Origin of the sequence: Chryseobacterium sp. GP-SGM7 (assembly GCF_049166575.1) — a bacterium.
Classification (GTDB): domain Bacteria; phylum Bacteroidota; class Bacteroidia; order Flavobacteriales; family Weeksellaceae; genus Chryseobacterium.
Window position 1 is genome coordinate 1 of the sequence record NZ_JBMHFF010000009.1, and the last position, 11249, is coordinate 11249.

Annotated in this window: 2 protein-coding genes; both read right to left on the bottom strand. The window is 37.0% G+C overall.

Annotated elements, in window-relative coordinates; all coding sequences use genetic code 11:
• On the bottom strand, positions 1-9593 hold a 9593-nt coding region (locus ACOOWA_RS18005; protein ID WP_421377326.1), incomplete at its 3' end, for a SpvB/TcaC N-terminal domain-containing protein.
• 11 nt (positions 9594-9604) lie between these two features.
• Positions 9605-10987 carry a T9SS type A sorting domain-containing protein gene (locus ACOOWA_RS18010; RefSeq protein WP_421377328.1) on the bottom strand — a complete coding sequence of 461 codons (1383 nt, stop codon included), beginning with the start codon at positions 10985-10987 and terminating at the stop codon, positions 9605-9607.
• Positions 10988-11249: the final 262 nt, after the last annotated feature.

Here is an 11249-nt window from a genome sequence, read left to right on the forward strand (position 1 = left end):
GCCAACGGATCTACTCCATACCACACACTTATCCTTGGGTTGTAATATCTTGCTCCATAATAATAAAGACCTGTTTCGCTGTCTAATTCTTTGGCATTAAACTTATATGGATTGACGTAGGCAGTTGGTTCTTGTTGCTCTACCATTGTTTCTCCAAAAGGTAAATTTAGGAAAAATTGGGTAGGTTCAGCAATTTCATTGGTAACATAGGTTGCAGTACCTAAATGATCGCTGTGCAGATAATATACTCCTCCTAATGGAGCGGAATTTTTTGCAAGTTCTTTTTCTACGTCAGAAGTTTTGTAGCCGGCTTTTGATAAATAATTTTTGAAATCATTCTCGGCGTTAGATTGCGAATCATTATTCTCTTTTGTATTTGAAGGGGCCGCCTGTCTGTAGGTAAACAGATTGCCTGCATTACCTAATCTGCTTGCTATACGCTGGTCTCCGGCAAAATAGTGTTTGGTATACATACCATCTGACGTATATACAATATAAGGATTAGGATAGACTTTGAAGCTGTCAAACATCAATCCGTTATTTACCATTTCGCCGTTTTGGTACAGTTCAGAGTCATTGGTCAGGTTGGCTTTGATAGTACGCTCTCCTTTGTAATCATAAACATAATATTGGAACGTTCCCGGAGTTTCCCTGCGAACTGCCCTCATCCTATCTTGTTCATCCCAGTAGAAATAATCGGCAAAACTTCCGTCAGAGGTAGAATAATCTGTTACATTTCCATTACTGTCATACCTAAAATATTCTTCATTACCGGTTGCTGTATTTGTAACTCTTTCCACCATATGAGTACCTTTAAAATATCTGTATCTGTGATCATATGAATTATCAGTATTTACAATACCGTCTTGTACATGATCCTGTCTTTTGGTATCTATTCCGCTACTCAAATTATAAGATAATCGTGTATCGTATGATGAAGTAATTGTACCTACAATCGGTGTAGGAGGCAGACCTTCTTTTCTTCCCGGTTCTGCATTACCTGAAGATCTCACAAGTCTGTTTAGGGTATCATATTGATAATTGAGGGTATAATCTCCTCCAAAACCGGTATTAGTAGTCTGGCTTGTATTAACTATTCCTGTAATATTACTTGCGTAATCATAGCTGTAAGTACCGTTGAGAAGTACATTACTGTTAGCATCATTTAGAATATGGTTTTTCAGCCTTCTCATATTTGGCTCATATGTAAATGTAGACGACGTATCATTGCCAAAATCAATTTGTTTACGCTGCTCATAATGATCGTATTTGATAGATTTAACATATTCGTATCCTGCTTCATTGAATATCTTTTTGAGATTTCCACCTAAATCGTATTCATAGTGAACCACTTCGTTGTCAGGATATATAATATCTCTTATCCTGTTCCAGTTATCATACTGATATGATGTATTGAAACCGAGATACGGCATATAAAAACCATATATCCCACGATATTCATTAAGTAGTTCACCCATTTTACCGTATTGATAATACGATATACCAGTACCATCCTGTTTTTCTGTAATTCTTCCTGCACTATTTCCTGACGAACCATAGTTATAAGAAACATTAGCAGGATTTACACCAGATGGGATATCCGGTAAATTAATATTAGTCAAACGGTTGTAGAAATATTTATAATGAATAGGAATACCGCCGTTATTATTCAGATTGTTATTCAGCACATTAATGAGTTGTCCTACCTTACTGTATTCATATGTAGTTTCCCCTCGGTCAGGATGATTTTGGCTTAATTTTCTTCCTCCCATATCATAAGTGAAGCTTGTCTGGAGTCCTTCCGGATCTGTAACATTCATTATTTCCCCGATCTGGCTGTATGAAAATAAAGTGCTTAATACCTGTGAAGGTAAATAATTTTTAGTTTCCACAGTTTTTCCTTCTGCATTGGCAAAGACTTCTGTTTTGATCTGTGAAGAAGCATTCTGCATTTGGGTCGTTTCTGTTTTAAACATACCATTTTCGATGAAGAATCTGTTGTCAACAGAATTTCCTGCTTCATCAGTTGAAGAAACATTTCTGTCTTTGTAATCATATTCTGCCGAAGTGTAGTACTGGGATAGATTTAAAGTCAGCTTATTGTTAACAGAGACCCCTTTGTTTTCAAAAACAGGATGAAACTGCGTAACCGCTCTTCCTAAATTATCATTAATCACTCTTCCTGAAACCGACATTTTTTCTTCATTATTAATCTCTATATCTTTTTTCACCTGTATCACTTGCCCGGTAATATCAGCAAAAGAAAGAGTTTCAATATTGTTGTTTGCTTGATAAGGATCAAGATGCGTTGTTTTTGCTGTGAAAAGATATAGTTTGCTTCCATTACTAAGCGTTACCGGTGTTCCGAAATACTCATGTCTAATGGTGCTTGCCTGAGATTGCCAGTCATTAGGACTGATTACCCTTACCGGTCTTCCGTACTGATCATACTCATATCCCATTTTGTTGCCTGTAACATCAGTAGCTTCCAAAACGGTATCCATCATAGGATCATAGGTAGCATAGGAAGACAGATTAAAAATAAGATCTTTTACCTGAGTGACATATTTACCCATCGGATCATAAAAATATTCAAGCTTAGATTTTTGGTTGAATTCATTAGGGGGAGATTCAACGGTTTTAATATTTCCAAAGGCGTCGTAGGTAAGGTTTGTTTCCGCGATGTCACTAGCTGTTAACCAATTTTTAACTTTGGAAATATCTCCGGTATTAAAGTTGGTGATTTCTGTCGCACGTTTACGCAGCGGATTTGTGGCACCTGTTCCCGGATATACTGTAATGATACTCGGAACATTCAGAATATTATTGTTAAGACCTGTATGATAACCTATCACACTGTTGTAGCTCGAAGACGGACTGGTATACTGGTACTTCGTAAGCTGGCCTTTGTTATTATAGAACAACTGGCTCTGTGTGGAGATGGAGTTTCCGTTTTCATAACTTGTTTTTGTTGAGCCGGACATTAAAACCCTTCCCATTTTTTTACCTTCAGTCCCACCAACATCATAGGTTTCAAACTGTGCTGAAGGAAGTTCAGTTATTTCTGTAACAGCCGGATTAAAGTTGTAAAGTTTATAATTGTTTGCAGAAGAAGACAATATATTAGATGTTCCTGTTCCGGCATAGGCTTGTGTTGAGTGTAATAATCCACGCACAAAATAATTTTGATTATAGAAGTTCTGTACTGTTGTACGGTAAACGGAAGAGGTATTCGACATTTCATATGTTTTTACCATGGCAAATCCATATTTTTCACGTTCTCTTCTATTGTATTTTGAATTTTCATACTCGAAACGGGTAATGATGTCTTTATTATATGTACTTAAAGTATAAGTATCCGTAAATGCATCAGGATTTGGCATCACCACCTCGGTCATCACTAATTTTGCATTCGGATCATTGTATGATGGTTTAGAGGTACCATAATTGATGGTAAAAGCAGTACCTATATTTACAGTATTAAAAGTATCGTATGATTCTGCGTAGGAAACCTTTTTAAGCTTGTTGGTCTTAGCCAATTGAGAATAATGAATTTTTAATCCGCTGTTAGTATTAATTACAAGGTCAGGGAAACCGTCTCCATTGACATCTCTTAGACCTTTATTAATTTCTGACACTGATAATCCTACGTTGGCTGTAAGATCCGCCCCAAATGGCTTCAGATATAGAAGGGTAATTCCAAAAATCGTAATCATAGGAATATTGATGTAGAATCCGCCATTTAAGTTCGCATAGCCGCTGTGTGTCTTTGTTTCTTCTGCAAGACTATAACCCAAGCTTTGAGAACCTCCAAAACGATTCCCCAGATTATATTTGACATTGGTTTGCCCGTTGTTTTCATCTACCTGAACGATGTCAACAAGACCATCACCATTCACATCAAGGAATAATCTTTTTGATGTAGCGGTTGAAGATCCTCCACCAACACCTCCGGAAACGGCAATTCCCAATTCAACACCCTGCACAGCATCAATCACCCCATTGATTCCGCCACCAATTCCGAAAGATGAAGAGTGTACAGGTTTTGATACCTGCTGTTCGAACCCTGCAAAAGTTCCTGTAGATCCCGGAATACCTCCATTCACCAATCCTGTTCCGAAATTTAGTTTATAGGATGTTCCGTCAATTTTATCAGGTAAGCCATCCCCATTGATATCCATCCAGTATTCGGTGGTCTTGTTATATGAGTTCGGATAATTAGAGTTGCCTATGCTCATAGACCATGATACTGAAGTATCTCCTGTTGCATCGCTGCCTTTATCACTTAGTAGTCTTCCCACAGATTTGCTTCCGGACGGACCAAATGCTTTTGATTTTGAATTCATAAAGTCTTCCGTTCTCGTAATCACTCTGTCGGTTCCTTCAATTCCACTCTGTGCTCCCTTCAAACCGCCTAAAATACTGGTTTGCTGAGACTGTCCGCGATACAGCATATCGGGATAATTATCCCCGTTCACGTCGAAAAAGTCCTGAGTCTGTATATTTCCGATATTTCTTAATTCTGAAATAGAATTACTGAGGTTAAGCCCGAAACCAATTCCTGCATTTTTTGTCTTTGATTTACTTTTCTGTTTTTTAGAAATCGCAAACATTCTTGTATTGGGATTGTTAGCCACTTCTATATCATCAGAATCCTGATCATCATCAATAAACGGAGAGGTCGGCGTTTCGTCATCTCTGAAGCTTCCTCTTTTTGAGTATTGTTCTTTAAATATCTGATTCAGCCATTTATGTTCACGTACATCTCTCGTTTTAGATGGATTCAGAGGAGTGAAAGGTGTTGCTGCGCCAAAAACCTGATTATTGGCATAGTTGTTCTGAAAATCATTGGATAGTTGGTCTCCCATACATTCCCCGTATTGTTGGGCATTGGTAATTCCCGCACAAGCCGGAAAATCCAGATTAAACTGAAATGGGTTTTCAAGCGTTTGATCATTGATCAACGCACCATACAGATCCTTTGGCGTATTAGGGTTAGTGGTATAGGCAGGAGTATTATTACCACTTGGTCCCGTGGGAATTGAAATACAGTCATTTTCTTTCCGAGGCTCACAGCCGGGAATCAAAGGAGGTTGCTGATTGGTACTTACCGGAACAATATCTTTGGCTTCATTGTAAAGAAACTGTCCCCAGTTGTGATAAACTGCACTTACTCCGTTGTATTCTCCTGTATTTATTGATGTTTCAACGGTATGGTTTAATAGAGAATTTCCTGACTGATTATAAATATTAAATATATTATTATTCAGCTGTAATTTTAGTGCTTCATAGGCAAGTCTATCCTTATTGGTATCACAGAAAATAAGAATGTTTAGTTTTTCTTCATCATGAAGTACTCCCGCTGTAGGATCTCCCTGATAAAAAGGTATCGGATCATTTCCTGTAATTAAATTATGATCTATTGTGTATTCTTTCAATGTACCGCCGGATATTTCCACAATTCTCTTATCAAGGAAAATCCCTTTTTTCTTGATGACGTACATAAATTTACCGGATACAGAAGGAGTGAAACTAAAGTTTTTGTTGATAGAAATCGAGTAATCATCACTTCCTGAGGGTACATTATTTAAAGTTGAAACGTCAAATTTATCCTTAAGGTTTCTGATATGATAAGATGGGTATTGAGCAACGGCATAATGTTGGTAAGATGCAGTGGGATAACCTTCCACTACGATATCGTTCCATTCAATTTCTTTATTGATATGAGAATCGGTTTCCACTAAAAATTTCAAATGCCAAGATTCGTCAGGATTAGAAAGAGCGGGAACGGAATAATTAATGTTTACCGGTGAAACCAGGGTAGGTTGTCCCGGAGCCGGGCCTACGATTTCTTCGTAAATAAGATTTTGAACTGTTTGCTGGTTTTGAGCTACACTCACATCTTCCTTAATCAGAACTATGGAGTATTTTACTCTGTCTGACAATGTTGGTATTGTAAATTCCGGAATGGTAATATGAATATTTGCCGGTTCTGTAAATTTGAATGACTTCGTTAAATTATTTAAGAAAAACTTTTCATCATAGTTGGTCTGATTGGGCATATATCCATCTTGCTCCTCGATAAATTTATCGGGTAAAGGATGCCCGGCGTTGTCTGTATAGGTTACTACCGGATTGGTATCCACAATATAATTGGTTCCGGCTCTCTTATGTAATCTGAAGTATACTTTTTCGCCTGATTTTACAAATAACCTGGATGAATTTGCTACTCCAAGAGGTGTTCCCGGATAACTGTTGTAGTTGCGGATACCCACGCTTTGACCAGATGTATTATTGAGCTCAGTTAAAAATAAACGACAATTTTTTGATACGTCATTTGGATTTTTAATTTCTATTGAATAAACAGCTCTCGCATTATTATCCTGCCCTTGCTGAATAGCAATCTCATCCGAAATCTCTATGAAGCCGTTCTTTGGTGCAATCCAAACTTTTACCACATCGTTCTTAGGTTTTACAGGATCGATATCATCCGGTTCTTCAGGCTCTGTGTAGGGCTGAACCGCATTTCCTGTGATGACCATATTTTCTGTCAGATCACTGGTGATTACCATTTCCTGCGAATTACCATTTCTTCTGTTAAACCAAACTTTGTCATCTTTTATGACATCTGGTAAACCATCTGAATTGGCATCCATCATATAGATAGGTGTTTCATTCTCACTTTCTGAATTAACATAAGAAAATTCAAATCCCATTTTAAACCAATTGAAACCAACACTACCACCCAGATTCCAGGTTGTACCCTTTGAATGATTAAAGTTGCTGTTCAAATTTCCTACTGACTGATATGCACTGTTAAATACCAATTGTCCATTATTGTCTAAGCTTCCCGGAATTAGTTTGATCCCGTTATCACCATTTCTTTTGCGGTACAAAATATCTGCAATTCCATCTCCATTAAAGTCGACCAATTCCTGTCCTTTTTTTATGCGGGGATAAGATGCTCCACCAAATAATGATAGCATGAAATTTTTCACTCCTCCGAGTTGTGGTCTTAAGATAGCCAAACCGCCTCCTGTTCTTAGAGACCAACCCCACTCAAAATTGTTGTCTGCACTGATCTTGGAAGGTGTAGTAATAGAACTCACGACATCAGAAAACGCATCGGTTCCCGGGGTTACCATATTGGTGGCGGCTCCAAAGACAGTTCCGTTGTCATGATATTCAAAGTTATATTCGAACCCCGCATCACGAACTTTTACATTGGGTAATTTCAATTTCATCTTTCTTAAAAGACTTTTCTGAAATATTCCTGTCATGTAGGTGAAGTCATAGGATCTTATGTTTTGCTGCTGACCTGATCCGTTGGTGTAAGCAACATTTATTTTAGTAAGTAAATACGGTTCGATTCTTTTTAGGACACCTTTTGCATTGATCTGCTTATCCGGTCTTGTCGTATCATTGAAAAATGTTACCACATACGGACCTCTCTGGCCATTTCTTCCTGAATAAAAGATTTTATCAATATGAAATACCCATCCTGAATTCAGATTCTGGTCATCTCCTGTAAAATTCGTAATAGATTGGTTTTTATATTCGTAAATGATGTTGTTTCCGTGAACATCTTCTGTCTTCCATATACCCCATTGAAGGATGTTTCCATTGTAATTTCTCAGAACTGCATTGGAAACGAGTGTGGATTGGTCGCCTCCGTAATAGGTTTTTGTCCCATCGGTGGAAGTAACGATCCATCTGTAATCTGCCGGACTGCTTCCAAATCTTTCAATTTTTGTAAAATCGTGGTTTCTTCTTAAGTAAAATGTTTTGAAACCAGAGCCGTTTCTTGTCTGCCTTGTCGTATCAAATGTTCCGTCGGGGTTGACCTTATTGTGTCTGTGAGGTAAATATCCGTCAGGATAAACCAGCATTTCTCCATCCATAGAATAGAGTTCTGTTTCCTGGCCCGCTGTGAAAGTAGGAGTTCCCCATTTCATGTCTACTGATATGGATGACAAACCTCCGATGCTCCAGCCTTCTCCCATCCATCCATTTCCATTATCACTGCTGTAATTTACCGATAATGATGGTTGCATACCGGATACACCGGCAGGAAGGATTAACGGATAATTGATATTGGCATCTCCGGACTGGGTTGCAGCAGGAGCTTGCATTAAAGGTGCAGAAACAGGATTTGCAGCTTTCAGACCGCTGATTGTTGTCGGAGCAAAAGAATTTAATTGTGGTGATTCCGGCACAGAAATAATTCCATTGATGTAATCGCCGTCACCATCTCCTTCAAAGGTGATTGTTTTGTTCTTCTGGTCCACATCTGTCGATGCTACAACTTTCCACTTTTTTATAGAGTAATCAAAAGAAAAAACCTTGATGTCTTTTGGAGAAAAAAGACCCAGCTTTTTATCATCATAAGGAATCGTGATTTTTACTTTTTTATTCAGTTTTCCGGATAAGAGTGAGAAACGGTATCCGGAATTATGTAATGTTATATTCTTAAGACCTCCCGACACTGCAGGAATATCTTTCTCTCTTAATTTTATAATTTCTATGGTTGCTGATTCTGCTGCCTCTTTTTCGACTTTCAAATTCAAGTCTTCGTGATTAACATCATATTCCTGATCTTTAATAATATCAATTCTCCTGGAGTGATATACATTATTACCAATCACTTTAAATGATTTTTCATCAGCAGGTAATTTGAAAAGTTGATTACTGCCATTCTGGGTGACAGAAAAATGACCCGATTTTTTCTCTTCTGCAGATAATTTAATTACTTTTTCAAATTCTCCGTTATTCCACGAAATATCAGAATTGTTAATTCTGATATTTTTATCTGTGCTTATTCCTTTTACATAAAGATAATCACCCGAAAAAACAGAATTGATCTGAAAATCCTGAATGTCTTTTCTGTTTTTTTCAAAAACAATTTTCAGGTTTCTTACTTTATATTTTACTCCTGAAGCAGGAGAGGTGAAAAGTATTGTATTTACTCCTTCTTTTAATACTGAAATCCCTAATTCTTCTTTTTGTGAACTCCACGCAGCAGAGGGCATAATGATCTCGCCTCCGATTGAAAGCTGATGATTTACTGATCGGGACACTGACTCATGTGATGCTAATCCGTAAAGTTCATAAGTCAAAAATACCCGGGAACTCTCATTCAGCTTTGGAAGATTTACGGTAAAGAAATTATCCTTAGCACGATCTTCTTCCTGATCTGAAAAAACCCCTATAATTCCTTCTTTTTCAATTGCAGAAAAAGAATTTCTGTTTTCTGTTGCAATATCTGCATCAGATATGTTATCATCCTTTTCTTTCAGAATGAAGTTCCCATCAGAAATTGAGCCCGGGTTTAAATGTAAATCCTTATTGATTTCAGCTTCAGAAACCGATGCCGGATTGAAATTAGATAAACCCTTTAATAGAGGAAAATCTGTAGACTGAACCAGAAGATTATCCTGTTTCGGGTATTTTTCGTTTTTCCAGTTTGTTTTCCATTTTCTGATGTTGAGAATGTCTTCTCTGGTGAAAGATGCAAAAACAAACATACAGGCAAAGAAGCACGCAAGTAGTGCAGACTTCTTTGTAAAAGGAAGTTTTATAGATTTTATTTTCATGATCCGGTTTATTAGTCTACGATTAATTTAAAGGTCTTGATTATTTTGCCGTTGAGTGTAAGTGATACCAAATAGGAACTTTGAGTATGGAGCGAACCGTGGTATGATTTAGATTTGTGGTCGATTTTTTCCATGGTCACCAATCTTCCGCCTCCATCATAAATAGAAATGCGAAGGTTTTCCATTGCGGGGAAAGTTACGGTGAACTCTTGTCCTTTTTTGACAGGATTAGGGTACAATTTAATATCTTCAAGATTAAGGGAAATCAATTCGTTGCTTAAAGAATCAGGCCCCGATTGATTTGTTTCACTTTCTCTGGTTTTAGGGATCGGTCCTGTTGCAAATGTAAAATATTCAAGAGGTTGCGAGTTTTTTTCCTTGATGAAATTCACCTTGCTGAAAAGAATGAAGTTTTCACTCTCTACACCCTGAATTTTTATCATTTCTCCCGCAGAGTCTTTTAAAAGCATCCAATAAGCTAAAGGAAGTGAACTGGGGTTGATTTTGTTTTTATCTATACGAACCTGGTAATCTTTCTTTGGAATGGTAGATCCTATAAAACTGATTTCCCAGTTTCTTTCAAGAACTCTCAAATTTTCTTCATTTTTAAAACCCATCTCCTTGTTGTCATCAGACCACATCACAAAGTTATTGTGATCAAACAGGCTTGGGTTCTCCACATTCATTTTAAAAATATTGCCTTTTCCAATCGTAAGAAATTGATCTTCCTGATTTGAAGACTGTTTCTGGTACAATTCGTTACCATCATCCCTGCCTAATCCGGTAGGTCTGTATTTAAAATCTTTATGCTTTTCGGGATCCCAAATCAATGTACCGTCGGAGGAAATGTACTTTCCTTTGGTAAGAGATATTCCGTATTTTATGGAAAGATAACTGTGGATTTTACTGATATCCGTCTTTGTTGCCTTCTTAGGAATGAATATCATCTCGTAGAGATTCTGATCATCAAACTTGATTTTGATACTGTCGGGTTTACCCGATTTTGAATCACCCACTCCTGCATAGGTGAATATACTTGGTTTTTTCCGTAGTTTTATTTTGGTTTGATCTCCTTTCTCAAAAACATTATTATTAAGAATAATCTTCTTAGAATCGTTTTCCCATATCTTTTCTTCCTCTTTGGAAGTATGTACAAGACTTAGCGTATGACTCTTATCGCGGCTATGTCTTATATATTTTTTAAGGAAACGGTTTTTTATGCCGTCATGGAAATTGAGTAATCGATCTTCCTTCACATTGGAAGCCTCTCTGATTGTGGTGTTTGCTTTTTCCCAGATTTGGGGATCTGAGCCGATTAACTGGGAATGGAATTGTGCAGAGCAGAATACAGCAATACCTGCCGCAATTCTGCAGTATATGTTTTTGAAAATCATGTAAAAAGGGTATAGTTTTTAAATAAGGTCAGTGATATCTGAGGTCACAAAAATTTTGAGAACTATGGAATTTTGAGAAGTGGTTTTTTCATATCAAGAGTTTTTTGGTATTATTTTTCACAAACATATGAAAAAAAAGTTATAATTCTTAAAAAAAATTAAAATTTATAAAAAAAGTTAAAAAAATAAATATTATTGTAACATATGTGGTATCTGTTGATTTTATGACGTGTATTTTAAAGATTTGTTGAGTTATCAATAT

Excerpts from the sequence above, each read along its gene's own strand:
- ACOOWA_RS18010 (WP_421377328.1), bottom strand. The coding sequence starts at position 10,987 with ATGATTTTCAAAAACATATACTGCAGAATTGCGGCAGGTATTGCTGTA.